The following is a 24,585-nucleotide window of genomic DNA, read 5'->3' as shown; positions in this document are numbered from 1 at the left end:
ATGGACCGCGACGACCTCGACCGCGCGCTGCTGAAGGCGCATGAGGACAACGACCACGCTGAGCTGGTCCGGCTCTACACGCTGGCCGGTGATACGGCGGAAGAAGCAGGCGACATCGACGCCGCCTGTTTCTTCCTGACCCATGCCTTTGTCTTTGCGCTGGAGGCCGGGCTGCCGGAAGCCAAAGAGCTGAACCGCCGTCTGGCGGAGCGGGGCAGGGCGCACCCGCTGGAGCTCTGATACAAGTTTCAGGGTGGTGTCCCCGCGGGGACAGCAGCCTGTTTTGGCCGGCAGGGGAGGGCCGGCCAATCTAATTTCCAAAGGGAGAGATACTCATGATCCCCAGCAAAATGGCGGCGGTCCTGCTGACCGGCCACGGCGGTATCGAGAAACTGGACTATCGCACCGATGTTGACGTTCCGCAGCCGGGGCCGGGCGAGGTGCTGATCCGCGTCGCGGCGGCCGGCATCAACAACACCGACATCAACACCCGTATCGGCTGGTACTCCAAGGCGGTGGATGCCGATACCAATGCGGGCGGCGCCACCGGGTTTGACAGCGTCAATGACGATGACGCCAGCTGGTCCGGCAAACCGCTGGAGTTTCCCCGCATCCAAGGCGCTGACGCTTGCGGCCATATCGCAGCAGTGGGGGAGGGCGTCGACCCCGCCCGTATCGGCGAGCGGGTCTTGGTGCGCAACATGCTGCGCACTTACGTGGACTACCGCCCTTATGAGTGCTGGACCTTCGGCAGCGAATGCGACGGCGGCTTTGCCCAGTTCGCAGTGGCGCCCGCACAAGAAACCCACGCAGTGAACTGCGACTGGTCCGACGCAGAACTTGCCTCGATCCCCTGCGCCTATTCCACTGCGGAGAACATGCTGCACCGGGTTGGCCTGGGCGCAGAAACCGTACTGATCTCCGGCGCCTCCGGCGGTGTGGGATCTGCCGCTGTGCAATTGGCCAAACGCCGCGGCGCAACCGTGATCGCGCTGTCCTCTGCCGCCAAGGCGGATGAGGTCCTGGCGCTTGGCGCTGACCGGGTTGTCGACCGCAACGCCGATCTCAAGAAGGAACTGGGCGAAGGCTCCATCGACGTGGTGGTCGATCTGGTGGCGGGTCCGCAGTGGCCGTCTTTTCTGGACGTGTTGCGCCGAGGCGGGCGTTACACCACCGCCGGCGCCATCGCCGGGCCGATCTCTGAAATCGACGTGCGCACGCTCTACCTCAAGGACCTGACCCTGATGGGCTGCACCTTCCAGGAGGATGAGGTGTTTGCCAATCTGGTCTCTTATATCGAAGCAGGGGAAATCCGGCCGCTGGTGGCCAAGACCTATCCGCTGGCCGAGATTGCGACCGCGCAGGAAGACTTCCTGAGCAAGAAGCACACCGGCAAGCTGGTGCTGATGATCCCGGAGATTCAATCGTGAAGATCAAGAAGATCGAGCTGTATCAACTGGATCTGCCCTATTCGGGCGGCGTCTACATGCTGTCGGGCGGGCGCGAGTACCGCAGCTTTGATGCGTCCTTTGTGCGCATCACCACCGATACCGGCCTTGAGGGCTGGGGGGAGAGCACGCCGTTCGGCTCCACCTACATTGCCAGCCATGCTTTGGGCACGCGGGCGGGTATTGCCGAGATCGCGCCCTATCTTCTGGGCCGCGACCCGCGGCAGATGGACCGCATCAACGAGGCGATGGACGAGGCGCTGGTGGGCCACAACCACGCCAAGTCGGCGATTGATCTGGCCTGCTGGGACCTGTTCGGAAAATCGGTGGACATGCCGGTCTGCGAACTGCTGGGCGGTTCCACCGGCAAACGCCTGCCGGTGATCTCCTCGATCTATGCGGGCAGTCCGGAAGACATGCGCGCCCGCGTCGCCCAGCACCGCGAGATGGGCTATCTGGGCCATTCGGTGAAGATCGGCGCGCTGGACAGCGAAGGCGGGCCGGCGCTGGATGCCGAGCGTATCCGCGCGTCGCTGGCGGACCGGCAGCCGGGCGAGTTCTTTCTGGTCGACGCAAATGGCGGGCTGACGCCGGAAACCGCGCTGCGGATGCTGCGGATGCTGCCCGAGGGGCTGGACTTTGTGTTGGAGGCGCCCTGCAAGACCTGGCGCGAGACCATGTCGCTGCGCAAGCGCTGCACTGTGCCGATCATTCTGGATGAGCTGGTGCAGCAGGATGAGGACATCGCGCTGATGCTGGCCGAGGATGTCGCGGACGGTATCGGCCTCAAGATTTCCAAGGCGGGCGGGCTGACCCACGGGCGGCGGCACCGGGATATGTGCCTGGCCGCAGGCGCGACGGTCAGCGTGCAGGACACGGTGGGGTCTGTGGTTGCGTTCTCGGCCATCGCGCATCTGGGCGCCACGGTGCCGGAGCGGTCGTTGCGCTGCATTCTGGACTGCCGCGATATGGTGACGCTGAAAACGGCGGAATTCGATGCAGCCGTAAAGGACGGCGGCGTGCTGGTGCCGGATGCGCCGGGGCTGGGCATCACTGTCGACCTCGATCTGATGGGCGCGCCGCAAGCGGTTTGGGAAGCGTGACAGCACCGTAAAATGCGGCAGCTGCCGCGAATTATATTCCCAGCGTCGCAAACGTTAGCGCCATCAAACTGACCCGCCCCGGCAGACCCAGGTTTGCCGGGGTGTTTTGTCCACAGGCCGGGGCTCCTGTTGCCGGTTCCGCGGGCCGGATCTGACGTATTAACAGCCCCCGGATGCGGCATTCTGGCTTAGAAGCTGCGATCACGGAGGAATTTACCCGGGAGGCGGGGCGGTGCCCTTGCCATTCGGCGGCAAATTTGATTCGAGTGCGCCCGATCAAACAGGGCCGGACCCGGCTGGTAAAGAGTCAAAAGCGACCGCTGACCCGCGTTTTCTTTGTCTCCGCCGCCGGAAACAGATAAGAACCGCCACGGGAATCGGCCTCGGAAGGACGTAGCGCAAACATGAAAACATTTAACTTGAGGAAGGGGCTGGATCTGCCGGTGACAGGCGCACCGGAACAGGTCATTCACCCTGGCCCGGCCATCACTTCGGTGGCGGTGCTGGGCCCCGACTATCTGGGCCTGAAACCCCGTATGCTGGTGCAGGAAGGCGAGGAGGTCAAACGCGGCACTCCGCTGTTCTGCCACAAGGATGCCGAGGCCGCGATGATGGTGGCGCCGATGACCGGCAAGGTCGTGGCGATCAACCGCGGCGCCCGCCGGGTGCTGCAAAGTGTGGTGATCGAGATTTCGGACGCCGAGGACAAGGGCATCGGCTTCTCCGCCACCGGCAACGCCGATACCGCCGAAGGGCTGACCGAGAAGCTTTGCGCCGCTGGTCTGTGGACCTCTTTCCGCACCCGTCCCTATTCCAAGATGCCGGTGCCGGGCTCCAAGCCGGGCGCGATCTTTGTCACCGCGATGGACAGCGAGCCGCTGGCCGCCGATGCCGCGCTGATCATCAACGACGCTGCTGAGGCGTTCGAGGCCGGCCTGAAGGCGCTGACCCTGCTGACCGAGGGCACCACCTACCTGTGCCAGAAAACCGGCGACAGCATTCCGGGCGCGAACCTTGCCGGGGTTGAGGCGGCTGGTTTCTCCGGCCCGCACCCCTCCGGCCTGGCCGGCACCCACATCCACTTCCTGAACCCGGTGCGCGCCGAGGATCAGGTCTGGACGATTTCCTATCAGGATGTGATCGCCATTGGCCGTCTGTTGCAGACCGGCCATCTGGACCCTTCCGTCGTGGTTGCGCTGGCTGGTCCCGCTGCGCGGTCGCCGCGGCTGGTGCGTACCGTGATGGGCGCCTCCACCGATGAGCTGACCCGCGGCGAGATTGCCGCGGATGGTCCGGTGCGGGTGATCTCCGGGTCGATCCTGTCGGGCCGCCAGGCAGCGGGTCCGCTGGCCTTCCTGGGCCGCTTTGCGCGCCAGGTTGCGCTGATCAAGGAAGACCGCGAGCAGATCCCGCTGGGCTGGATCCGTCCGATGGCCAGCAAATATGCGGTGCAGCCGGTGCTGGGCTCGGCCCTGACCCGCAAACTGTTCGGCCTGACAAGCAACCTGAACGGCGGCCGCCGCGCAATGGTGCCCACCGGCACGTTCGAGCAGCTGATGCCGCAGGACTACCTGCCGACGCAACTGCTGCGCGCGCTGCTGGTCATGGACACCGACACCGCACAGGCACTGGGTGCGCTGGAGCTGGACGAAGAGGACATGGGCCTTGTCGGCTTTGCCTGCCCGGCCAAGTATGAATACGGGCTGGCGCTGCGCGACTGCCTGGCCAAGATTGAAAAGGAGGGCTGAGCCGGATGGGATTGCGCAGCTTCTTTGACAGGATCGAGCCCCATTTCGAGAAGGGCGGCAAGTACGAGAAGTACTTCCCCGTCTACGAAATGGTCGAGTCCTTCCTGTATACCCCGAAAACCGTCACCACCGTGGCGCCGCATGCCCGCTCCTATGTGGATATGAAGCGGATCATGACCTATGTGGTGATCGCCACCATCCCCTGCATCCTGTGGGGCATGTGGAACACCGGCTACCAGGCGAACTCGGCGATTGCAGCGCTTGGCGCTGATGCCGCCACCGGCTGGCGGATTGCCATCCTGAACACGCTCGGCGTGTCGCTGGATGCGGCCAACCCGCTGGCGAACATTGCCCACGGCTTCCTGTATTTCCTGCCGATCTACATCGTGACGCTGGTTGCGGGCGGTATTTTCGAGGTCATCTTTGCCACCGTGCGCGGCCATGAAGTCAACGAAGGCTTCCTGGTGACCTCGATGCTTTACACCCTGATCATGCCGGCCTCGACGCCGCTGTGGCAGGTGGCGCTTGGCATCATCTTTGGCGTGGTGATCGGCAAGGAAGTCTTTGGCGGCACCGGCAAGAACTTCCTGAACCCGGCCCTCACCGGCCGTGCGTTCCTGTACTTCGCTTATCCCGCCAATATGTCGGGCGATAGTGTCTGGACCCCGGTTGACGGCTTCTCCGGCGCAACTGCGCTGGGTGTCTCCGCTGCCGAAGGCGTGCAGGCGCTGGCGGCCAAGGGCATCGAATGGTCCGATGCTTTCTATGGCACCATCCAGGGCAGCTTTGGTGAGACCTCGACCCTGGCCTGCGCCATCGGCCTGGTGTTCCTGCTGGCGACCAAGATTGCCAACTGGCGCCTGATCGTGGGCTGCCTGGGCGGCATGATTGCCTTCTCGCTGCTGCTGAACGTCATCGGCTCTGACACTAACCCGATGTTTGCGATGCCATGGTACTGGCATCTGGTGCTGGGCGGTTATGCCTTTGGTCTGGTGTTCATGGTGACCGAGCCGGTTTCCGCCTCGCACACCAACGCGGGCCGCTACATCTATGGCGCGCTGATCGGTGTGATGGTTGTGCTGATCCGGGTGCTGAACCCGGCCTTCCCCGAAGGCATGATGCTGGCCATCCTGTTCGGCAACGTCTTTGCACCGCTGATCGATTATTTCGTCGTGCAGGCAAACATCAAACGGAGGGCGCGCCGCCATGGCTGAAACCCAAAGCAAAGGCCTGATCGGCCGCTTCCTCGCCGCGTCCCCGGACTCGGTCGGCAAGACCCTGGTGATCGCGGTTGGCGTCTGCCTGCTGGCCTCGATGATCGTGTCCACCGCCGCCGTGTCCCTGCGCCCGGTGCAGGAGGTCAACAAGAAGCTCGACAAGCAGCTGAACGTTCTGCAGGTGGCCGGTCTTTACCAGCCCGGCCAGGATGTGGCCGAAGCCTTCAAGGCGTTTGAGCCGCAGGTGCTGGATCTTGAGACCGGCCAGTTTACCGACCAGTTCGACGCCGCCAGCTTTGACGACCGCGCCGCCGCGCAGGACCCGGAGCTGAGCCGCGCGCTGGACGTGGATCCCGCGGGCATTGGCCGCCAGTCGCGTTACAAGACCGTCTACCTGCTGCGTGACGAAGCGGGCGAACTGGACAAGGTGATCCTGCCGGTTCACGGCTACGGCCTGTGGTCCACCCTTTACGGCTTCATCGCGGTTGAGGAAAACGGCAACGACATCTTTGGCTTGCAGTTCTATCAGCACGGCGAGACCCCGGGCCTGGGCGCCGAGGTCGACAACCCGCGCTGGAAGTCCTTGTGGAGCGGCAAGAAACTGCACGATGCCAGCGGCACCCTGCAGATAACCGTTGCCAAGGCGCAAGGTCCGGCCGGACCCGACCACCACATCGATGCGCTGGCCGGTGCCACGCTGACCTCGGTGGGTGTCGATAACCTGGTGAAATTCTGGATGGGCGAAGAAGGCTACGCACCCTTCATCGCAGCCCTGCAAGCGGGAGAGTTCTAATGGCGCAGACCAAGAAAGAAATGCTGGTCGACCCATTGGTCGACAACAACCCGATCACGCTGCAGGTCCTGGGCATCTGCTCGGCGCTGGCGGTGACCTCTTCGCTGCAAGTGGCCTTTGTGATGACCCTGGCGGTGACCTTTGTGACCGCATTCTCGTCGATGTTCATCTCGATCCTGCGGAACCAAATTCCGTCGTCGATCCGGATCATCGTGCAGATGGTGATCATCGCCTCGCTGGTGATCCTGGTGGACCAGGTGCTGAAGGCCTACGCCTTTGAGATCTCGAAAACCCTGTCGGTTTTCGTCGGCCTGATCATCACCAACTGTATCGTGATGGGCCGTGCCGAGGCCTTTGCCATGAGCAACCCGCCGGTCGCGTCTTTCATCGACGGTATCGGCAACGGTCTGGGCTATGGGTTGATCCTGATGCTGGTCGGCGTGATCCGCGAACTGTTCGGCTCCGGTTCCCTGTTCGGCATCACCATCCTGGAAACCGTGAACAACGGCGGCTGGTATGTCCCGAACGGCATGCTGCTGCTGCCGCCCTCTGCGTTCTTCGTGATCGGCCTGCTGATCTGGGCCTTCCGCACTTGGAAGCCGAACCAGGTGGAAGAGCGTGAATACAAAATCCAATCCGTGGAGGCGCACTGATGGAAGGGCTGATTTCACTCGCCGTTAAGGCCATCTTTGTCGAGAACCTTGCGCTCTCCTTCTTCCTGGGCATGTGTACCTTCATCGCCGTGTCCAAGAAGATCTCCACTGCGCTGGGTCTGGGGATTTCGGTGATGCTGGTGCAGGCCATCACAGTGCCAACCAACAACCTGCTGCTGACCTACCTGCTCAAACCCGGTGCGCTGGCCTGGGCGGGCTTCCCGGATGTGGATCTGACCTTCCTTGGCCTGATCTCCTATATCGGGGTGATTGCAGCGATGGTGCAGATCCTGGAGATGATCCTGGATAAGTATTTCCCGCCGCTCTACAACGCGCTGGGGGTCTTCCTGCCGCTGATCACGGTGAACTGTGCGATCCTGGGCGGTTCGCTGTTCATGGTGGAGCGCGACTATAACTTTGCGGAAGCAACCACTTACGGCCTCTCCTCCGGCTTCGGCTGGGCGCTGGCAATCACCGCGATGGCGGGGGTGCGCGAGAAGCTGAAGTATTCCGACGTGCCGGACGGCCTGCAGGGCCTGGGCATCACCTTTATCACCGCGGGTCTGATGGCGATGGCCTTCATGTCCTTCAGCGGCGTCAAACTGTAAGGGAGCGTTACGAAGTTATGGAAACTTTCTCGCTCGGCGTTGTCCTGTTCACGTTGATCGTGCTGGCGCTGGTGGCCATCATTCTGGCCGCCCGCTCCCGCCTGGTCTCGACCGGCAATGTCAACATCACCATCAACGGTGAAAAAACCATCTCGGTGCCCGCGGGCGGCAAGCTGCTGCAAACGCTGGCGGCAGAGAAACTGTTCGTCCCCTCCGCCTGCGGCGGCGGCGGCACCTGTGCCCAGTGCCGGGTGCGGGTGCATTCGGGCGGCGGCTCTATCCTGCCGACCGAGGAAAGCCACATCACCAAGCGCGAAGCGGGCTGCGGCGACCGCCTGTCCTGTCAGGTTGCGGTCAAGCAGGATATGGAGGTTGAAGTTCCGGAAGAAGTCTTCGGCGTCAAGAAGTGGCGCTGCAAGGTGCGGTCGAACGACAACGTCGCGACCTTCATCAAGGCGCTGGTTCTGGAGCTGCCCGAAGGCGAAGATGTGAACTTCCGCGCCGGCGGCTACATCCAGATCGAAGCACCCGCGCACCAGCTGTCCTACACTGATTTCGACGTGCAGGAAGAATACCGCGAGGACTGGGACCGCTTTAACCTGTGGCAGTACAAATCCGTGGTCGATGAGCCGGTGGAGCGCGCCTATTCGATGGCAAACTACCCGGACGAGAAGGGCATCATCATGCTGAACGTCCGCGTCGCCTCGCCGCCGCCGGGCAGCAGCGATATTCCGGCGGGCAAGATGTCGTCCTACATCTTCAATCTGAAGCCGGGTGACGAAGTGACCATCTCCGGCCCGTTCGGCGAGTTCTTTGCCCGTGAGACCCAGAAGGAAATGGTGTTCATCGGCGGCGGTGCCGGCATGGCGCCGATGCGTTCGCACATCTTTGACCAGTTGAAGCGGCTGCAGAACCGCGACCGCAAGATCAGCTTCTGGTACGGTGCGCGCTCGAAGAAAGAGATGTTCTTTGTCGAGGACTTCGACCAGCTGGCGGAAGAGTTCGACAACTTCGAATGGCACGTGGCCCTGTCCGATGCCCAGCCGGAGGACGACTGGAAAGGCTACACCGGCTTTATCCATAACGTTCTGTTCGAGGAATACCTCAAGAACCACCCGGCGCCGGAAGACTGCGAGTTCTACATGTGCGGCCCTCCGATCATGAACCAGTCGGTGATCAACATGCTCTTGGATCTGGGCGTGGACCGCGAGGACATCATGCTGGACGACTTCGGCGGCTGAGCCGGAGCGCAGAGCGGAAAATCAAAAGCCCCGGATGGAAACATCCGGGGCTTTTGCGTTTGTCCAGCATGGTTGCGGGGGAGGGGGGTGCACAGGTGGTGCACAGGCGGTGCACGCAAGTCACCCCCGTAAACCGCTGACGCAGCGGTTATTCCGCTTTCATCTCGGTGCTGATGCGGATGGTGATCGGGCCGGTGGAAAAACCGCCGACGCCAAACGCCCGGTGGTCGATGGTGGTGGACGCCTCGAACGCGGCCCAGTCGCCCTGGTAGTATTCGATCGCGCCGCCCAGCGGGTGCGGGCCGAGGTGGGTCATGGTGGTATCCAGCACAACCGGGTGGGTGGTGCCGTGGATGGTCAGGTCGCCGGTCACCTTGGCGGTCTTGTCGCCGGTCTTCTCAATCCCGGTGCTGACAAAGGTGATTTCCGGATAGGTCTCCACTTCCAGGAAGTCGGCGCTGGACAGGTGGTCGTCCAGCGGGCCGAAGCCGGTGGCCAGGCTTTTAGCGTTGATGGTCACGTTCAGCGAGGCCGTTTCGGGGTTTTCCGGATCAATGTCCAGGGTGCCCGAGGCTTCGGTGAATTCGCCGCTCTGGACCGAGACGCCGGCGTGGCTCCAGCTGAATTGGACCTCGGTGTGGCCCTGGTCGGTTTTGTAGGTGGCGGCAAAGGCGGCGGGCGCTGCAAGCAGGGCTGCGGTTGCGAGCGAGGCAATCTTGATCATCATGACGGTATCCCTGTCTGATTTCAGTCTTGGTGCAAATGTGATTTTCGGGGATCGCTGGACGTATTGATCCCGGGATAGATGCTATGGCATGTATTTTTGTGTATCCACCGGAAACTCTTCAGCACGCCTGCACACTCACTCATATGTGAACGCACATGACACCAAACCAGCGCGAGACCAGGATCTGGGTTCTTTTGAACCGCGCCTACCGCCAGACCCACCGCGAGATGGAGGCGGCGCTGCGCGAGGCCGGGCTGCCAAGCTTGCGCTGGTATGACGTGCTGTGGGGGGTCGAAATGTCCGGGGCGGGCGGGGTGCGTGCGTTTGAGCTGACCAGGAACCTGCTGTTTGAGCAGTCCAACCTGTCGCGGATCCTGGCACAGATGACGAAACAGGGGCTGATCCGCGAAACAATCTGCGCGCGCGACCGGCGCGGCAAGGTGCTGCATATCACGCCGGAGGGCGCGGCGCTGCGGCTGAAGATGTGGGAGATTTACGGCCCGGCCATCCAGCGCAACATGGAGGCGCTGGCCGAAACAGAGGCCTTGCCGGAGTTTCTGGAGATCTTGCAGGAGACGGGCGGCGGGCCGTTTCCCTGAGCCGCCGGAAACCGGGCTGGTTTCCGTTTCAGGCCGGCAGTTTCCGAGGGCCGCAGAGTCCGGTGCCGGAATTGCCGCCCTGGCGCTGGAAGCGGAGATCTTTGGCGTTGCCGTCCGGGGTTTCTCCCACCCCGGGCCCGCGGGCGGTGAGGCCGGCCGGTCAACGCCGGTTGAGGCCTGCTGGGGCGCTCATCAAAAGCCCTGCAAACCTGTCTTGGTGCGCGCGCAGGTCTTGCAGCCCGCGCAACGTCTCTTCAGCAGTGTCTTGCAAGGGAGCTCCCGCGCCTGAAGTTGCCCCCTTGCGGGGCCAAATTACAGCCTTGGGCCGGGCGCCGTGCTGACGCACGCCGCAGGTCCGCAGCTTTGCAATGTCAGCCGCGCCGCGCGTCAGCGCGGCGCCCGGCCCAACGGGAGCGGCGCATCTTGGATGCGCCCGGCGACGGGCGGGAGTTTTTCCTGAGGACAGCCCGGATAAGGCATGGGGTCCGGTTGGCGCAGTGGCCTGTTCAAGAAAGCCGTAAGCCATGGCGTTGCTGCTGCAACCGCAGCGCCGGCTGCCGTGATGGCAGACCGGGTTCACCGCAGCAGCTGCCGCTGCGGTTGTGATCCTCCTTGTTCCTCTGGCTGTACCGGGGGCTGCGGCCACGGCCGGCTTGGCGGCAGCAGGCACGGCGTGCCAGGTCCGTTTCCCTGAGCCGCCGGCCCGGGCCAGGGTCAGCCGACGATCATCTGCTTCATGCGCAGGGTCTCGTATTCCAGCTCCTGCAGGCGGAAATTCACCACGTCGCCGACGGTGATCATGCCCGCCAGCTTGCCGTCCTTGATCACCGGCATGTGGCGGAAGCGGCCTTCGCTCATCACTTTCAGCACGTCATGCAGGTAGTCGTCCGGGGTGCAGGTTTTCACATTGGCGGTCATCAGCGCGCCGGCCTCCTGCGGCAGGGTGTGGCCCGGCGTCTCGGCCATGCGGCGCACGATGTCGCGTTCCGACAGGATGCCCTGCAAGTCGCCGTTCTGATCGGTCACCACCAGGGCGCCGATGTGTTTTTCCTTCAGCACATCCACCACATGGCCGATGGTGTCATTGGGCCGTACCGCAAAGATGGCGTCCCCCTTGCCCTCCAGCAGCTTGGCCACTGTGGTCTGCGCGTGCGACAGGTTTGAATCGGCGGACTGGCTGTAAGTGTGCTTGTCCTCCTTGTCGCCCCGCATCGGAGCTTGGTATGAGGTCGGTGCCATGTACGGGTCTCCTCCTATCCTGAACCAGGTGACAGGTTCATCTTAACGCGGGAATACGATCCGGGAAGGGGCGAAATGACGCGAGCGCTAACATAGGCGGGAAAACAACATGTTCGAGACCCTTTACCTGACCCCCGCCACGGGCGCGCTGACCGTGTTCATGGTGGTGGTCTGCGGCCATCTGTACCGGCAGAACTGGAAGACGGAAGCACCCAATGCCCGGTTCCGCGCCTGGCTGTTCGGGGTGCCTGCCGCGCTAGGCCTTCTGGCGCTGGCGTTTCTGCCGCTGAAGTTCTGACGCCTGCTGACGCGTCCGGTTCGAAGCGCGGTTTGACACCGGTTTGACTCTGGGCCGGGGCGGGGGCATAGCAGCGCAAGCTTTTCTGCCGGAGGTTGCCCGATGCCCAAACGCCTGCTGTTGACGCTGCTCCTGCCCGTGATGCTGCCCGTATTGCTGCTGGCGGGCTGCTGGTTTGGCAACGGACCGGAAGAGGTGCGGCTGTCCGGCCGGACCATGGGCACCACCTATACCGTCATTGCCATCGGCAAGGATCTGGACCAGGCGGCGTTGGCCGCGGAGGTAGAGGCCGCCCTGGCTGCCGTCAATGCCAGGATGTCGAATTGGGATCCGGCATCGGAAGTCTCCACCTTTTCGGCGGCGCGCAGCACCGCGCCGGTGCGGGTGTCGCCGGAATTTGCCCATGTGCTGGCGGCGGCCAACGATGTCCACGCCAAGACCGGCGGCAAGTTCGACGTGACGCTGGGGCCGCTGATCGAGCTGTGGGGCTTTGGCCCGCGCCAGCCGGAGGACCCGGTGCCGGCCGAGGCAGACATTGCCAGGGCGCTGGAGGGCGTCGGCCAGGCGCGGCTGCTGAGGCTGGATGCAGAAGCCGGAACATTGCGGAAATCGGTGCCGGAGACCGGCATCAACCTGTCGGCCATTGCCAAGGGCTATGGTGTGGATGCGGTGGCCGGCATTGTGCAGGGCTTCGGGGTTGAGAACTATATGGTCGAGATCGGCGGCGACCTGGCGGCCAAGGGCAAGAACGCCAAGGGCGAGGTCTGGCGGATCGGGATCGAAAAACCCGATGCGGCGGCGCAGACCGTGCAGCTGATTGTGCCGGTGAGCAACCGCGGGCTGGCAACCTCGGGCGATTACCGGAACTACTTTGAGCATGAGGGCGTGCGCTATTCCCACATTCTGGACCCGGTGGCGGGGCGGCCGGTGACCCATGCCACCACCTCGGTCACGGTGATTGCGGAAAACGCGATGCTGGCGGATGCCTGGGCGACGGCGATGCTGGTTCTGGGCAGCGAAGAGGGGCTGAAGCTGGCCGAGCAGCATAAACTTGCCGTGTTTTTCATCGATCGGGACGTGCAAGCCGGGGAGAATGCCTATATGACGTCGCAGAGCGCGGGTTTTGCGGCGCTGACCGGAAACTGAGCCGCCAAGCCTATCTGCGGGGGACGACACATGAGCACCTTTCTTCTGGCCTTCTTTCTGCTGCTGATCGTGACCCTGGGCATGTCGCTGGGCGTCATCCTGATGGGCAAGAAGATCAAGGGCAGCTGCGGCGGGCTGAATGCGATTTCCGGTGCCGACAAATGCGTGGTCTGCGCCAAGGATATCGACCCTGACAGCCCGCTGCGCGACAAGCTGCAGTGCAAGCGGGCGCGGCAGATGGTCGAGCGGATGCAGGAAGAGCAGAAGGCCTGAGGCTGGGCCGGGGCGTGACGGGGGCTGAAATCCGGCGCGGATTTCAGCCATGAAAAATCGATTTTTCATGGCCGTTTCCCGTGCCGGGAAACGGCTTTCCTTTATTCTGCCGCAGCTGCGGCGGCGGCTGCATTGGCCGGGCTTTGGCCCGGTGCCCAGCCCTTGCCCAGAGAAATCTGCAGGTTGGCCCAGGCCAGTGCCAGATCGCGGCGGGCGGTGATCAGGTTCAGCTCGTTGTCGCGCAGCGCTTCCTCGGTGTTGAGGAGGTCGAACAGGGTGATTTCATTGGCCTTGAACGTCTCCCGTGCCAGATCGGCCAACTTGGTGCCCAGGTTGACCGCGCGGACCTGGGCAGAGGTGCGCTGACGGGCGGCTCTCAGGGCGCTTTGCTGCGACTGCACCTCTTCCACTGCGCTGCGTACGGCGGCACGGTAGTCGTATTCGGTGGCCTTGGCCTCGGCGATGGCGCTTTCGTGGAAGGCGCGCAGGATCTTGCGGTTGAACAATGGCAGGGTCAGAGTCGGGCCGATCTGATACAGATCGTCGACACCGCGGATGGCCTGGACCGTGCCCTCAATCGAGAGCGAGGGGTAAAGTTCGGCCTCAGTGACGCCGATATCGGCGGTGGCGCTGCGCAGCTGGGCTTCGGCCAGCAGGATGTCCGGGCGGTTGCGCAGCAGGGTGGCGGGCACGCCCAACTCGGGCCGGGTCGCGGGGTAGGGCTGGCCATAGCGGCCCTGCATCATCGCAAACACCTCGGAGGCGTCGCGGTCCAGCAGCGTCGCCAGGGCGAACACCGAAGATTCATAGCTGGAGACAAAACTGGGCAGGTCGGCCTTGGCGCTGGCCACTTGCAGCTTGGTGCGTTCGACATCCAGCGCCAGCACGGCGCGTGCCTCTTTCAGCTCTTCCACGGTCTGCAGGATCTGTTCGCGCAGCCGGATCGTCTTGCGGGTGACGGCGGCGCCGCGCTGGAAGAAACGGGCCTGGATATATGTGCGGGTGATGGCGTCGATGATGGCCAGCCGGGTGGTGGCCATCTGGTAGAACTGGGCATCGCGGTCGGCGACCGCGCGTTCCGAGCGGCGCTGGAATTCGCCGAACAGGTCAAACACGTAAGTGGCGCCGATTTCAGCGGTATCGGTGTTGCTGGAGCCGTTCTGCGATTCACGGCGCGAGAAGATCGAGCTGCCTTCCAGATTGCCGCTGACCTGTTCGGCGCGGCCGGAGCCTCGGCGCAGCGCCTCGGCGGCAACCAGCCGCTGGCGGGCGGCCTTGAGGGTCAGGTTCTGCGCCAGCCCGGCGTCGACCAGCTGGTTCAGGGTGGCGTCGTTCAGCCCTTGCCACCAGGTCTCGGTCGCGCCCTGCACCGTGGCATAGGTGCGCGACTGGTAATAGGCGGGCGGCACCGCAAAGTCCGGGCGCTGGTATTCCACCCCGACGATTGTGCAGCTGCACAGGAAGGTTCCGGCCAGCAGCACGGAACGGGCTGTCCAATTGGATCTGCTCATGACTTGCCTCTAGGCGCCCATTGTTGGCGGGCTTTTCAAAACCATAGCCAGCGCCGGCAGGGGCGGCGAACAACTTCCTGCAGTTAAGGGAGTTTTTACCGGGCACTGATGCGCCGAACCCACAGGCGCGGAGGGTCGAATTTTACGGCAAACTTGCCGCATTTGCTGCATCGGGGCGGCGGCAAGCCGGTCATCCTCCGGTGTCAGCCGCGCAGTGCGGAAAGGCACAGGGAGGGTGCCGGACGGCTGTGCGGATGCTTGACGGAGGCGGCCCCTCCGTTCACTGTTTTGCAAACGGCGGCCCGGGCAATGCTGCGGCCGTTTCTGCCTCTCTGAACATCTGACACCGCAATCACGGCAAAAGTGAGAACAACCTGATGGACCTGCAGAAATTCTATATTGGCGGCGCCTGGGTGACGCCGCATTCCACCCGCGCGTTTCCGGTTCTGAACCCGGCAACGGAAGAGCAGACCGGCAGCATCATCCTGGGTGATGAAGTGGATGTGAACAACGCGGTGGCCGCGGCCAAAGGCGCGTTCGAAAGCTTTTCGCGCACCAGCCGGGACGAACGGATTGCGCTGTTGGAAAAGCTGCTGGAGATCAGCAAGGCGCGGCGCGAGGAGATGGCGCAGGCGCTGAGCGGCGAAATGGGCGCGCCGATTTCCATGGCGCGCGATGCCCAGGCCGATTCGGGCATTGGCCATCTGGAGGGGATTCTGGAGGCGCTGAAGTCGCAGGAATTGCGCGAGACGCTGCCCAATGGCGACATCCTGGTGCGCGAGCCGATCGGCGTTTGCGGGCTGATCACCCCTTGGAACTGGCCGGTGAACCAGATTGCGCTGAAGGTGCTGCCGGCGCTGGCGACCGGTTCCACCTGCGTGCTGAAACCCTCGGAGCACACGCCGATGTCCGCCGCCGTTTACGCGCAGATGATCCATGACGCGGGTTACCCGGCGGGCGTGTTCAACCTGATCCATGGCGACGGGCCGACGGTGGGTGCGGGGCTGTCGCGGCATCCGGATGTGGACATGATGTCCTTCACCGGTTCGACCCGGGCGGGCATCGCGGTCTCCAAGGACGCTGCCGACACCGTGAAGCGGGTGACGCTGGAACTGGGCGGCAAATCCCCGAACCTGGTGTTTGCCGATGCCGATCTGGAGGAGAAGGTCACCGCCTCGGTGCTGGAGTGCATGTATAACACCGGCCAGAGCTGCGACGCGCCGACCCGGATGCTGGTCGAGCGCAGCTGTTATGACCAGGTGCTGGAGATTGCCAGGGCGGCAGCCGAGGGTCAGGCGGTGGGCGACCCGGGTCAGGAGGGCGATCACATCGGCCCGATGTTCGACCGCATTCAGTTTGACCGGGTGCAGACCATGATCCAGAAAGGGATCGACGAAGGCGCCAGGGTTCTGGCCGGCGGGCTGGGCCGGCCAGAGGGGCTGGACAAGGGCTGGTATGTGCGCCCGACTGTCTTTGCTGATGTGACCAATGAGATGGCCATTGCGCAGCAGGAGATTTTTGGCCCGGTCTTGGTGATCATTCCGTTCGAGGACGAGGAAGACGCCATCCGCATCGCTAATGACACGCCTTATGGCCTCGCCGCCTATCTGCAGACCGGCGATCCGGAGCGGGCCGAGCGGGTGGCCGCCCGGCTGCGAGCAGGCGCCGTGCATATTAACGGCGGCGGCTTCAACTACGGCTCGCCCTTTGGCGGCTACAAGCAGTCCGGCAACGGGCGCGAGGGCGGCATGCTGGGGCTGGAGGATTACCAGGAAGTGAAAACCCTGCATTTCGGGTAGGAAACAAAGGCTTCCGGTCGGGGGTGCTGCCTGGCCGGGGGCCTTGGCGGAGTTGCAGGGCGCCGCATTGATGCCGTTATCAGGCAAGTTTCATGTCGCTATCCGCAAAGCTGCCCCGCCGAAGGCGCCGCAGGATGCGGTCATGAAACACTCCTTCATTCCCAAACGCATGGACCGCCGCGCCACAGGGTGCAACCTGGTCACTGTCTGAGACTGCCGCCCGTTTGCGGGCTTTTGGCAGATCCTCAATGACAGACTTTGGAATGATAGATGACAGCATCAACAGCGCTGCGCCTTGCCATTGATATTGGCGGCACCTTTACCGACACCGTGCTGGTGGCGGGTGAAGACATAATTCTGGCTTCGACCAAGACCCTGACCACCCATCAGAACCCAGCAGACGGCGCGATGGAGGGTGCCGCGCGGGTGATGGCGCAATCAGGGCGGTCATTGGGCGAGGTCACCGGCTTCATCCACGGCACCACGCTGGCCACCAACGCGCTGATCGAGCGGCGCGGGGCGACGGTGGCGACGGTGACGACCGAGGGGTTCCGCGACATTCTGGAAATCGCCTATGAGCGGCGCTATTCGCAGTATGACATCAACCTGGAAAAGCCGGATCTGCTGGTGCCGCGCGAGCGGTCGCTGACCATCCGCGAACGCATGTCGGCGGAAGGCGAAGTGCTGATCGGCATGGAGGACAGCGCGGTTGAGGCGCTGATTGCGGAGCTGGACGCCTGCGGCGCCGATGCTGTGGCCATCTGCCTGATGCATTCTTATGCCAACCCGGATCACGAGCGCTGGCTGCGCGATACCTTGGCGGCGCGGCGTCCGGGCCTGACGGTGTCGATCTCCTCGGAAGTCAGCCCCGAGGCGCGGGAGTTTGACCGGCTGTGCACCACGGTGGCGAACGCCTATATCCAGCCGCTGATGGAGACCTATCTGGCCCGCTTTGCCGAGCGGTTTGCGGCGGAGGGCGTGACCTGCCCGATCCTGATGATGACCGCCGGCGGGGGCATGTGCACCATCCAGACCGCGGCACGGTTTCCGATCCGGCTGGTGGAAAGCGGACCGGCCGGCGGCGCCATCCTGGCTGCGCGCATTGCGGCGCAGGCCGGGCTGGACGAGGTGCTGTCCTTTGACGTGGGCGGTACCACCGCCAAGCTGTGCCTGATTGATAACGCCCGTCCGCAGACCTCGCGCCAGTTCGAGATCGCCCGGGCGGCGCGGTTCATCAAGGGGTCGGGCATGCCGGTGCGCATACCGGTGATCGAGATGATCGAGATTGGCGCCGGCGGCGGCTCCATCGCCGGGGTGGACCGGCTGGGGCGGCTGACCGTGGGGCCGAAATCGGCAGGGTCCGAGCCCGGCCCGGTGGCCTTTGGCCGCGGCGGCACCGAGCCGACGGTGACCGACAGCGACATCACGCTGGGCTACATCGTGCCGGACACCTTTGCCGAGGGGCACATCAAGATCGACCCGGAGGCTTCGAAAGAGGCTTTGGCCCGGGTGATCGGCAGCAAGCTGGAGCTGGACGGTGTGGGTTCCGCAGACGGTGTCAGCCGCATCGTGGATGAGAGCATGGCCAGCGCCGGCCGCATGCATGCGGTGGAATCGGGCAAGGACCTGGGGCCGCGCACCATGATCGCCTTTGGCGGCAACGGCCCGCTGCATGCAAGCCGGGTGGCGCGTTCCGCCGGGGTGTCGCGCATCGTGATCCCGCCGAATCCGGGGGTTGGCTCGGCAGTGGGCTTCCTGTTTGCGCCAGTCAGTTTCGAGATTGTGCGCTCCCGCTATTCGCTGCTGGAAACCATGGATATGGGCAGCATCAACAGCCTGTTCACCCAGATGATTGACGAGGCGAAATCGGTGGTGGCGCAGGGCGCGGGCGACGCTCCGACCGAAGTGCAGCGCACCGCTTTCATGCGCTATAACGGGCAGGGGCATGAGATCGAGATCACCCTGCCGGACCGTGATCTGACGGCGGAGGACCTCGGTCCCCTGACCGCGGCCTTTGAGACCGAGTACGCCAAGCAGTTCTCGCGTCCCGTGCCAGGCATGAAGATCGAGATCCTGAACTGGGCGGTGCGGGTGGCTACACCGGATGCCGCTGTGACTGCAGTGCCGGAGACGCCGGAGTTGAAGAACATCTGGGCCGAAGCCTTCCGTCCGGTCACTTGCGACGTGGATGGTACGGTGAAACAGGCGGCCTTTGTGCCGCGCGACAGCCTGAAACCCGGTGATCGGGTTTGCGGTCCGGCGCTGATCACCGAACCGCAAACCACCACGCTGGTCTCGGCGGATTTCTCCGCCCATGTGGATGCAATTGGTAACCTCGTCCTGATCCAGGATCAGAAAGACGACCAGAAAGGAGGCGCATAATGGCCGACCTCTCTCCCGCCCGCCTTCAAGTCATGTGGAACCGCCTGCTGGCGGTGGTCGAGGAACAGGGGCAGACCCTGATCCGTGCAGCGTTCAGCCCCATCGTGCGCGAATGCGGTGACATCTCGGCCGGCATCTTCGACGTGCAGGGGCGGATGCTGGCCCAGGCCGTCACCGGCACGCCCGGCCATATCAACACCATGGCCGAAGCGGTGATGCACCTGCGCGAGCGTTTCCCGGTGCAGAACATGAAACCCGGCGACATCTACATGACCAACGATCCCTGGCTGGCTTCGGGGCATCTGAACGACTTCCTCTTGATGATGCCCGCATTCAAGGACGGCAAGGTGGTGGGTTTCACCTCCTGCACTTCGCATCTGGTGGACCTGGGCGGCCTTGGCATGGGGCCGGAAGGGTCGGATATCTATGACGAGGGCCTGCTGATCCCGCCTTGCAAGCTGGTTGAAGAGGGCGAGCCGAATGCGCTGCTGATGGATATCATCCGCGCCAACAGCCGCGAGCCGATTGCCAATGAGGGCGATATCTATGCGCTGATTGCCTGTTGCGAAGCGGGGGTGACGCGGCTGGTGGATATGATGGAGGAGTTCCGCATCGATGATCTGGATGCGCTGGGGTCCTACATCATCGACACCTCCCGCCGCGGCACGCTGGAGGCGATCGCCGAGGTGCCGGAGGGGGTCTACAAGAACGTCCTCAAGATGGACGGTTATGAGAATGAGCTGGAGCTGCACGCCACGCTGACCGTCACAAAGGACGGAATGCATGTGGACTTCGCCGGCACTTCAGGCTGTTCCAGGAAGGGCATCAACGTGCCCTTGAACTATGCCACCGCCTATACGGTGTTTGCGCTGCGCTGCATTGTGGGTCCGGATATTCCCAACAATGCCGGCTCGCTGGAGCTGTTCACTGTGGATGGCCCCAAGGGCTGCATCCTGAACGCGCAGCGCCCGGTGCCGGTGGCGATGCGCCACACGCTGGGCCAGGTCACGCCGGATCTGGTGCTGGGTTGCCTGCATCAGGCGCTGCCGGATCAGGTGCCGGCCGAAGGTGCGTCCTGCATGTTCGACCTGCCGATGCGCCACGCGCCCGAGGTGGCCCGCGACGGTGGCCGCGAGTTTGCTATCGAGCCGGTCCACAACGGCGGCACAGGCGCGCGGCCCCATGCGGACGGGCTGTCGGCGACGGCTTATCCCTCGGGTGTTTACGGCTCGCAGGTGGAAATCACCGAGGCGGTGGCCCCGGTTGTCATGTGGCGGCGCGAGCTGCGGGCTGACTTGGGTGGTGCCGGCAAATACCGCGGCGGCCTTGGCCAGCGGATCGAGATGACCGCGTCAAATGATGCGCCCTTCATCGTGTTCCTGTCGGTAGAGCGTCTGAAGTTCCCGGCCTTGGGCCGCATGGGGGGGCAGCCCGGCGCGCCGGGCCGCATCCGCTTCCGCGACGGCGCGCAGGACATCCCCGGCAAGGGCGAATTGCGGGTGGAGGCAGGCGACTACCTGATCTTTGAAACCCCCGGCGGCGGCGGCTTTGGCAACCCGGAGGAACGCGACCCGGATGCCCTGGCGCTGGACCTGAAACGCGGGCTGGTGACGCAAGAGGGCGCAAGCGCCTATGGAGGTGGCAAATGATCCGCGCGGTTCCCCATGTTGCCGCCATGGCGCCTTATGCGCTGGCGGACCTTGGCGGCGAGGGGGTCATTTCTCTCGCCCAGAACGAAAGCGCCTTTGCCGCCAGCCCGGCGGCGATTGCGGCGGGCAAGACGGTGCTGGAGCAGATGCCGCTCTATCCGGACCCGGAGTGGCCGGAGTTGCGCGCGGCGGTGGCGGAGGCACACGGGCTGGACCCGGCCAAGGTGCTGTGCGGAGCAGGCTCGATGGAGCTGATCGGCTGCCTGATCCGCGCCTTTGCCGGGCCGGGCGACCGGGTTCTGGGGACGGACTATGGCTATGCCTTCGTGTCTTCGGCCGCGGCCCAGGTGCAGGCGGATTACGTGAAGGCGCGGGAGCGGGATCTGACCGTCTCGGTGGATGATGTCCTGGCGGCGGTGACGCCTGAGACCCGCATTGTCTTTGTCTGCAATCCGGGCAACCCGACGGGAACGCTGATCCCCAATGCGGAGGTGATGCGCCTGCGCCAGGGGCTGCCTGCGGATGTGCTGCTGGTGGTGGATCAGGCCTATGCCGAATTCGCCGATGCGCAAAACGATCCCGCCGGGATCTTCGCGCTGGTGGAGCGCGGTGACACCGTGGTAATGCGCACGCTCTCCAAAGCCTATGGGCTGGCGGGTGCGCGGGCCGGCTGGGGCTATTTCCCGCTTCAGATCGCCGCTGAAGTGCGTAAGCTCCTGAACCCCAACAACATCTCCATCCCGTCGCAGGCCATGGCAGCCGCGGCGATGCGCGATCAGGCGCATATGCAGGACGTGGTGGCCAGAACCGCCGCCATCCGCGACAGCTTTGCCGAGGGCTGCCGTGCGCTGGGGCTGGACGTGCCGCAGAGCCATACCAACTTTGTGCTGATGCGTTTTGCCTCGCCGGAACAGGCGCAGGCGGCGGATGCGGCGCTGCGGGCAGAGAAGCTCCTGATGCGCGGCATGGGCGGCTACGGCCTCAGCGATTGTTTGCGCGCCACCATCTGCAGCCAGGAGATCATGGACCGCGCGCTGGCGGTGCTGAAAGGAGTGCTGAAATGACCTATGAAACCCGCACCCGCGCCAAGATCGGCGTGCTGGTGCCCTTCACCAACACCAATTTGGAACCGGACATGATGCTGATGCGGTGCCCGGACACCACGGTGCATTTCCAGCGCATGGGCGGCTATGACGTGGATGAGATCCCCGGCTCCGACCAGATGGCGGGGCTGGGGGCGTCTGACATCAGCAATGACCTCAGGATGATCTCCGGCGTGCGCCCCGATGTGGTGCTTTACGGCTGCACCTCGGCCACCTTGACCCATGGGCCGGGCTTTGACGCGCAGCTGGCCCGGGACATCAAGGCGGGCTCCGGTGCGCTGTCCTTCACCGCCGCAGGCGCATTGGTTGCCGCGGTCAAGGCTCTGGGCGCAACCAAAGTGGGGTTCTCTTCGCCCTATCTGGGAGAGATCAACACACAGGCCATGCACTTCCTGGCGCAGAACCAGATAGCCACGGTGAAATGCGCCGATGTGGGCCGGGAGCTGGGCAACTATGGTCAGGGAGAGCTGACCCCGGACGAGGTCTTTGACCTGGCCTGCCAGGCGGACCACCCGGAGGCGCAGGCCATTGTGCTCAGCTGCACCGACATGCGCTCGGTCGAGGCGGTTGACCGGATCGAGGCCGCGCTTGGCAAGCCGGTGGTGACCTCCAATCAGGCGATGATGTTTGCGGTGATGCGGGCGCTTGGGCTGCCGCGCCAGGGCAATGTGCCGGGCCGGCTGTTCGATTTGCTGTAAGTAAGGGCGGCCAACGGAAAACCCGGCATCTGGCTGGGCGCCGGGCTATGCTTCTTTCTGGTCGCAAATACTCCGGGGAGCGCGAGGGGCCGGCCCCTCGCTCTTGCCATCCCTTTTCAGCGGTCCATGTTCTGTTCCGCAAACGCCCGGGCAGCCGCCACGGCCTCTGGATCCGGCTCCACGCCAGTGAAGCCCAGAAGATAGCCCTCCAGCCGGGCGGTGCGGGCCTGCATCGGTTCGCGCACTTCCAGCGCGTGATAGCCGCATTGCATGAAATAGAGGATCCGGGCACGGGCCTCTGCCTCATAGGCGGAATAGCCGTGGCGCTCGAACATGGCGGTCACCGCCTGCAGCCGCAGCGCATCGGCGGCATCAATGCGGTTGCGCACCTTGCCATCGCGGCGCGACCATTCCCGCACCGCAAAGTCGAGGTTTGCGTCAAAAAGCTCCGGGTCGACGAAACAGCGGAAGAAATTACAAACCGCCCAGGAAACATTGGCGGCGGGCAATCTGCAATGTGTGAGGATCGGATCAGTGTTACGGGCCTCCCAATCGTCCAGCAGCGCCTCCAGCAGGTGTTTGCGGCTTTTGAAGTACCAGTAGAAGCTGGAGCGCGAGACCCCCAGCCGCTCGCCGATAGCCAGCACCTTGACCCCTGCCACCCCCTCGCTGACCAGAAGGTCGCGGGCGACGTTCAGCCAGTCCTCCGGCGTGACCTTAACATGGCCGCTGAGGGGTTCCTTGTCCGGGTTGTCCCGGTGCAGCACCGGGGCGGCGCGTTTGGCCATGTCAGCTCTCCGGCGGGGCGCCGCCTTCTGCGGTGCGCTTGGCAATGAAGGCTTTTAAGCCTTCAACGCAGGTGTCGTTAGTTGCGGGCCGGTTATCATGGGACAGGATCTCCTTCCAGACCCGGGTGGCGCGCTGATTGGCATCCAGGCCGCCGCGTTCGGTCCAAGTGCCGAAGTTGGCGTAGTCATGCACCACCGGCTCGTAGAATTCGGTGTTATAGCGCGCCATGGTCTGGCTGGAGGCAAAGAAATGGCCGCTGGGCTCGACTTCTTTCAGCGCGGTGTCATAGCCGATTTCATCTGTCCCGGCATGGGCGCCTGCGCACAGCTCGGCAATCATGTTCAGCACTTCGGCGTCGGTGATCAGTTTTTCATAAGAGACCGACAGCCCGCCCTCCAGCCAGCCGGCCGAGTGGATCACCACGGTGGCGCCAGCCATCAGGCAGCCCCAGAGCCCCATCTGGTTTTCATTGGCGGCTTGCACGTCGTTGCTGTTGGACGCCGATCCCGCAGCAGACCGCCACGGCAGGCCGAGGAAACGCGCCAGCTGGCCTGCCGCCAGGGAGGCCTGGAAATGCGCGGGCGTGCCAAAGGCGGGGGCGCCGGACTTCATGTCGACGTTGGAAGTGAAAGTGCCATAGCAAACTGGCGCGCCGGGGTTTGCCAGCTGGGTGAGGGTCAGCGCGGCCAGCACCTCGGCATGGCTGAGGGTGATGGCCCCCGCAACGGTGATCGGTGCCATTGCGCCCATCAGGGTGAAGGGAGTGATGATCGAGGCCTGGCCGTGGCGGGCAAAATCGATCAGCCCTTGCGCCATCGGGATGTCCAGGGTGCGCGGGCTGTTGGTGTTGATGATCGTGTAGCAATGCGGCGCGGCCCGGAACTCTGCGTCGGATACCCCGCGGAAATCGCGGATCATCTCAAAGCAGTCCATCACCTGCGGCGTCCCGCGCGAGAAGATGAAGGGGAACTTGTCCGTTTGGGTCATCTGGGCCTCAGTCGTGAAGTAATGGCGCAGATGGGTGGGGACGTCCTGCGGTTCCACCTGGGGGGAGATCATGTGGAAGACGTCAAAATGATGGGTGAGCTTGAGGTATTCCAGGTAATCCTGGGCCGAGCCCGGACGGCGGCCGCGTTCCAGATCGGTGGCGTTGGGTGCGCCGGCGCCGGCCTGAAAGACAAGGCTGCCCAGCTCCAGGGTGATATCGCGGTGCCGGGCACCTGCCCGGCAAGTGATCGAGCGGGGCGCGGTGGCCAGTGCGGCCTCGATGATGTCGCGGCCGATGTAGACCATTTCGCTGTCTTCATCGACACGGGCGCCGCCCTGGGCGTAGATCCTGCGCGCCTCGGGCAGCAGCACTTTCATGCCCAGCTCTTCCAGCATCTTCAGCGCGGTTTCATGCATGTCCGCGATCTGATGCGCCGGGAAGACCTCCATCAGTGGAAAGGGGTTTTTGAGCTGGCGGTAGTTTGTGTTGCGCTGCGGGGCGGGGGCGGCCTCGGCCCCGCGACCCCGGCGGCGGCGTCCGCGGGCGGCGCTGTCATTTTCGATGGTCATGGCC

General features: G+C 64.0%; 23 protein-coding genes. 18 read left to right on the top strand and 5 right to left on the bottom strand.

The features are described 5' to 3' along the window. The 9 genes from ACXAEH_RS21800 to nqrF all read left to right on the top strand — a co-directional run bounded on the left by ACXAEH_RS21800 (window position 1) and on the right by nqrF (window position 8,811). Window positions 1-240: a hypothetical protein gene (locus tag ACXAEH_RS21800; RefSeq protein ID WP_475036078.1), complete on the top strand. Its 240-nt coding sequence runs from the start codon at window positions 1-3 to the stop codon at window positions 238-240. A gap of 95 nt (window positions 241-335) precedes the next feature. Beyond that, window positions 336-1,430: an alcohol dehydrogenase family protein gene (locus tag ACXAEH_RS21795; RefSeq protein WP_475036076.1), complete on the top strand. Its 1,095-nt coding sequence runs from the start codon at window positions 336-338 to the stop codon at window positions 1,428-1,430. Further along, window positions 1,427-2,551, top strand: a complete 1,125-nt coding sequence (locus ACXAEH_RS21790; protein WP_475036074.1) for a mandelate racemase/muconate lactonizing enzyme family protein — start codon at window positions 1,427-1,429, stop codon at window positions 2,549-2,551. The genes ACXAEH_RS21795 and ACXAEH_RS21790 overlap by 4 nt, the downstream gene beginning before the upstream one ends. Window positions 2,552-2,955: 404 nt before the next feature. Continuing rightward, a complete protein-coding gene (locus ACXAEH_RS21785) occupies window positions 2,956-4,299 on the top strand; it encodes a Na(+)-translocating NADH-quinone reductase subunit A (RefSeq protein ID WP_475036072.1) in 1,344 nt (447 codons plus the stop codon). A 5-nt stretch (window positions 4,300-4,304) separates the two neighbouring features. Then, window positions 4,305-5,513: an NADH:ubiquinone reductase (Na(+)-transporting) subunit B gene (locus ACXAEH_RS21780; protein ID WP_475036070.1), complete on the top strand. Its 1,209-nt coding sequence runs from the start codon at window positions 4,305-4,307 to the stop codon at window positions 5,511-5,513. Continuing rightward, the gene (locus ACXAEH_RS21775; protein WP_475036068.1) at window positions 5,506-6,309 is read left to right on the top strand and encodes a Na(+)-translocating NADH-quinone reductase subunit C; all 804 of its coding nucleotides are present in this window, start codon (window positions 5,506-5,508) and stop codon (window positions 6,307-6,309) included. Before ACXAEH_RS21780 ends, ACXAEH_RS21775 begins: the two co-directional genes overlap by 8 nt. Continuing rightward, window positions 6,309-6,962, top strand: coding sequence for an NADH:ubiquinone reductase (Na(+)-transporting) subunit D (locus tag ACXAEH_RS21770; protein WP_475036066.1), 654 nt, complete (start codon window positions 6,309-6,311; stop codon window positions 6,960-6,962). Before ACXAEH_RS21775 ends, ACXAEH_RS21770 begins: the two co-directional genes overlap by 1 nt. Beyond that, window positions 6,962-7,570 carry an NADH:ubiquinone reductase (Na(+)-transporting) subunit E gene (gene nqrE / locus ACXAEH_RS21765; RefSeq protein WP_019296950.1) on the top strand — a complete coding sequence of 203 codons (609 nt, stop codon included), beginning with the start codon at window positions 6,962-6,964 and terminating at the stop codon, window positions 7,568-7,570. The genes ACXAEH_RS21770 and nqrE overlap by 1 nt, the downstream gene beginning before the upstream one ends. 17 nt (window positions 7,571-7,587) lie before the next feature. After that, window positions 7,588-8,811: an NADH:ubiquinone reductase (Na(+)-transporting) subunit F gene (gene nqrF, locus ACXAEH_RS21760; protein ID WP_475036064.1), complete on the top strand. Its 1,224-nt coding sequence runs from the start codon at window positions 7,588-7,590 to the stop codon at window positions 8,809-8,811. 148 nt (window positions 8,812-8,959) lie between these two features. Here the strand turns inward: nqrF and ACXAEH_RS21755 are convergent, their stop codons facing one another. Further along, window positions 8,960-9,538, bottom strand: coding sequence for a YceI family protein (locus ACXAEH_RS21755; protein WP_475036063.1), 579 nt, complete (start codon window positions 9,536-9,538; stop codon window positions 8,960-8,962). A gap of 155 nt (window positions 9,539-9,693) precedes the next feature. Between ACXAEH_RS21755 and ACXAEH_RS21750 the strand changes: the two genes are divergently transcribed. Next, window positions 9,694-10,137 (top strand): MarR family winged helix-turn-helix transcriptional regulator, encoded by a 444-nt coding sequence (locus ACXAEH_RS21750; protein ID WP_475036061.1) that lies wholly within the window; start codon window positions 9,694-9,696, stop codon window positions 10,135-10,137. A gap of 714 nt (window positions 10,138-10,851) precedes the next feature. On the opposite strand, the gene ACXAEH_RS21745 is transcribed toward ACXAEH_RS21750, so the two are convergent. Then, a complete protein-coding gene (locus ACXAEH_RS21745; protein WP_475036060.1) occupies window positions 10,852-11,376 on the bottom strand; it encodes a CBS domain-containing protein in 525 nt (174 codons plus the stop codon). Between the two features lie 109 nt (window positions 11,377-11,485). Here ACXAEH_RS21745 and ACXAEH_RS21740 point away from each other — a divergent pair, with 109 nt between their 5' ends. The 3 genes from ACXAEH_RS21740 (at window position 11,486) to nqrM (ending at window position 13,093) form a co-directional block, all read left to right on the top strand. Then, on the top strand, window positions 11,486-11,674 hold the full coding sequence (locus tag ACXAEH_RS21740) for a hypothetical protein (RefSeq protein WP_475036059.1): 189 nt from the start codon (window positions 11,486-11,488) through the stop codon (window positions 11,672-11,674). A 102-nt stretch (window positions 11,675-11,776) separates the two neighbouring features. After that, window positions 11,777-12,820, top strand: a complete 1,044-nt coding sequence (locus ACXAEH_RS21735) for an FAD:protein FMN transferase (protein WP_475036058.1) — start codon at window positions 11,777-11,779, stop codon at window positions 12,818-12,820. 30 nt (window positions 12,821-12,850) lie between these two features. Further along, complete coding sequence (gene nqrM, locus ACXAEH_RS21730; protein WP_475036056.1) at window positions 12,851-13,093, top strand: (Na+)-NQR maturation NqrM; 243 nt, start codon at window positions 12,851-12,853, stop codon at window positions 13,091-13,093. 101 nt (window positions 13,094-13,194) lie between these two features. On the opposite strand, the gene ACXAEH_RS21725 is transcribed toward nqrM, so the two are convergent. Continuing rightward, window positions 13,195-14,604, bottom strand: coding sequence for an efflux transporter outer membrane subunit (locus ACXAEH_RS21725; protein WP_475036055.1), 1,410 nt, complete (start codon window positions 14,602-14,604; stop codon window positions 13,195-13,197). A 377-nt stretch (window positions 14,605-14,981) separates the two neighbouring features. On the opposite strand from ACXAEH_RS21725, the gene ACXAEH_RS21720 reads away from it, so the two are divergent. The 5 genes from ACXAEH_RS21720 to ACXAEH_RS21700 all read left to right on the top strand — a co-directional run bounded on the left by ACXAEH_RS21720 (window position 14,982) and on the right by ACXAEH_RS21700 (window position 22,235). Further along, window positions 14,982-16,403, top strand: a complete 1,422-nt coding sequence (locus tag ACXAEH_RS21720) for an aldehyde dehydrogenase family protein (RefSeq protein WP_475036053.1) — start codon at window positions 14,982-14,984, stop codon at window positions 16,401-16,403. 270 nt (window positions 16,404-16,673) lie between these two features. Further along, complete coding sequence (locus ACXAEH_RS21715; protein WP_475036052.1) at window positions 16,674-18,785, top strand: hydantoinase/oxoprolinase family protein; 2,112 nt, start codon at window positions 16,674-16,676, stop codon at window positions 18,783-18,785. Then, complete coding sequence (locus ACXAEH_RS21710; protein ID WP_475036051.1) at window positions 18,785-20,434, top strand: hydantoinase B/oxoprolinase family protein; 1,650 nt, start codon at window positions 18,785-18,787, stop codon at window positions 20,432-20,434. The genes ACXAEH_RS21715 and ACXAEH_RS21710 overlap by 1 nt, the downstream gene beginning before the upstream one ends. Further along, a complete protein-coding gene (locus ACXAEH_RS21705) occupies window positions 20,431-21,498 on the top strand; it encodes a pyridoxal phosphate-dependent aminotransferase (RefSeq protein ID WP_475036049.1) in 1,068 nt (355 codons plus the stop codon). Before ACXAEH_RS21710 ends, ACXAEH_RS21705 begins: the two co-directional genes overlap by 4 nt. Beyond that, entirely contained in the window at window positions 21,495-22,235 is a 741-nt protein-coding gene (locus tag ACXAEH_RS21700; protein WP_475036047.1) for a maleate cis-trans isomerase family protein, read from the top strand. Before ACXAEH_RS21705 ends, ACXAEH_RS21700 begins: the two co-directional genes overlap by 4 nt. A gap of 116 nt (window positions 22,236-22,351) precedes the next feature. On the opposite strand, the gene ACXAEH_RS21695 is transcribed toward ACXAEH_RS21700, so the two are convergent. Further along, window positions 22,352-23,023 carry a TetR/AcrR family transcriptional regulator gene (locus ACXAEH_RS21695; RefSeq protein WP_475036045.1) on the bottom strand — a complete coding sequence of 224 codons (672 nt, stop codon included), beginning with the start codon at window positions 23,021-23,023 and terminating at the stop codon, window positions 22,352-22,354. A gap of 1 nt (window position 23,024) precedes the next feature. Then, a complete protein-coding gene (locus tag ACXAEH_RS21690; protein WP_475036043.1) occupies window positions 23,025-24,581 on the bottom strand; it encodes a trimethylamine methyltransferase family protein in 1,557 nt (518 codons plus the stop codon). Window positions 24,582-24,585 lie beyond the last annotated feature (4 nt).

It is taken from the genome of Leisingera sp. ABM4_060, assembly GCF_056158765.1.
This window is presented reverse-complemented; position numbering and strand designations above follow the sequence as displayed.